Annotated in this window: 3 protein-coding genes; all 3 read left to right on the top strand. The window is 67.1% G+C overall.

Going from position 1 to position 2,097, the window contains the following annotated elements; all coding sequences use genetic code 11:
• Nucleotides 1-497, top strand: a 497-nt coding sequence (locus H7J86_RS00105) for an ATP-binding cassette domain-containing protein (protein ID WP_267288620.1), incomplete at its 5' end; no start/stop codon positions are given.
• Nucleotides 498-500: 3 nt separating this feature from the next.
• Nucleotides 501-1,532 carry an ABC transporter permease gene (locus H7J86_RS00100; RefSeq protein ID WP_235632884.1) on the top strand — a complete coding sequence of 344 codons (1,032 nt, stop codon included), beginning with the start codon at nucleotides 501-503 and terminating at the stop codon, nucleotides 1,530-1,532.
• A 1-nt stretch (nucleotide 1,533) separates the two neighbouring features.
• On the top strand, nucleotides 1,534-2,097 hold a 564-nt coding region (locus H7J86_RS00095; RefSeq protein ID WP_267288618.1), incomplete at its 3' end, for an LLM class flavin-dependent oxidoreductase.

The following is a 2,097-nucleotide window of genomic DNA, read 5'->3' as shown; positions in this document are numbered from 1 at the left end:
CGCAGTCCATCGCCGACAACATCCAGTTGGCCTCCCTGCACGACCGGTTCGCCACCCGCCGGGTCGGGTTGTGGGCGGTGGGCCGTGCCCGCAAGGTGGCCCAGCAGTACGTCGAGGAACTGGGCATCGTCGCCGAGAGCATCGACGCCCCGGTGTCCTCCCTGTCGGGCGGAAATGCGCAGAAGGTGCTCATCGCCAAATGGCTGCTCCGCCAACCGGACATCCTGGTCCTCGACGAGCCCACCCAGGGCGTGGACACCGGCGCCCGCGAAGGCATCTACGACCTGCTGCGCACGGTGGCCGCAGCCGGCACCACGATAGTCCTGGTCAGCGACGACCTGCCGGAGTTGATCGGGTTGTCCCACCGGGTCGCGGTCATCACCGAAGGCCGACTGGTGGCCGTCGTGGACGCACCGGCGGATGCCAAACCCGACGAACACGATCTCGTAGCCCTGATGATCCCCGGCGCCACCGCCGTCCCTACCACCATCGGATGACCAATGACCACTGAGCTCACCGCCCCCGCCCAAGAGTCCATCTCAACCGAACCCGTTGCCACGCCCAATAGTTCACCATCTGGACTGTTCGCCCGGGTGAACCTGGTGCGGGATGTGCTGCCGCTGGCGGCGCTGCTGGCCCTGGTGGTGTTCTTCTCGGTTCGTGCCGAGGCGTTCCTGACGGCGGCCAACCTCACCTTGATCAGCGGGCAGGCAGGCATCCTTCTGCTGGCCTCGCTGGGCGCGACCCTGGTGGTCGTGGCCGGCAGCGTCGACCTGTCGGTCGGGTCCATCGCCCTGCTCACCGGGGCGGTGGTGGCCTCACTGATCAACGACGGATTCGGCAACCCGTTCCTGGTGCTGCTCATCGCCGTTGCCGTCGGTGCGGCCATCGGCCTGCTCAACGGCGTGGTGTTCGCCTACGGCCGGGTGCCGTCGTTCATCGCCACCCTGGGCACCCTGTCGCTGTTCGCCGGGATCGGCCTGACCATCCTGCAGGGCAGCACCATCAACTTCACCAACCAGGGCATCCGGGATCTGGCGATCGGGCAGTTCATCCCGAACATCCAGAATGCCGCGCTGATCGCGTTGCTGGCGCTGGCAGTGGTGTGGTTCTTCGCGCGGCGCACCCGGTTCGGGCTGTACGTGTACGCCATCGGAGGAAACGAGAAGGTCGTCGAACTCGCCGGTGTGAAGACCCGCCGGGTCAAGGTGCTCATCCTGGTGGTCTCCGGGATCACCGCCGGACTGGCCGGCCTGCTGCTGACCGCCCAACTGGGCGCGGCGGGACCGACATTGGGTTCACAGATCCTGCTCGACTCGGTGGCCGCCATCGTGATCGGTGGCACCGCCCTGTCGGGCGGCGTCGGTGGCGTGGGCCGCACCGTGCTCGGCGTGCTGATCCTCACCGTGCTGTCCAATGGGCTGAACCAGATCGGCGCGGCCGACTACACGCAGACCATCATCAAGGGTCTGGTGATCATCGTGGCGGCCGTCTTCACCATGGCCTCGCAGCGCAAGCTCATCGTCAAATAGCATGGCGCCGCGGTTCGGGGTGTGGGCGCTGGAGGAGGGCACGTTCGGGTCACCTCATCACCCGGAGGACCCGCACGACGCCCGCTGGGAACGTGTGCGTGCTCAAGTGCTGCTCGCCGAGCAACTGGGCTACGACAGCACGCTCATCGCGCAGCTGTTCATCAGTCCCTACGGTGAGGACTATGACCAGGGTGAAGCGTGGACCCTGGCGGCGGCGCTGGCCGCGCTGACCGACCGGATCGAGATCATCGCCGCGGTCAAGCCCTACACCTTCCCACCCGCGGTGCTGGCCAAGATGGCGTTGCAGATCGAGGAGATCAGTGGCGGCCGTTTCGCGATCAACCTGGTGAACGGCTGGTTCACCACAGAGGCACGCCGGCTCGGGCTGACCTTCGGTGCGCACGACGAACGCTATGCCTATGGGCGCGAATGGATCACGGTGGTGCGCGCGCTTCTGGCCGGCGGACCGTCCACCTTCGACGGACGGTGGTTTCAGACCGACGGCTACCGGCCGCGGCCGGTGTCGCGATGGCGGGAACGCCCACGAATCTATTCCGGCGGCGAG

The sequence above is a fragment of the Mycobacterium hackensackense genome (assembly GCF_025822555.1).
Lineage (GTDB): Bacteria > Actinomycetota > Actinomycetes > Mycobacteriales > Mycobacteriaceae > Mycobacterium > Mycobacterium fluoranthenivorans.
The sequence above is the reverse complement of the archived record's forward strand: the minus strand, read 5'-3'. Positions and strand labels throughout refer to the sequence as shown.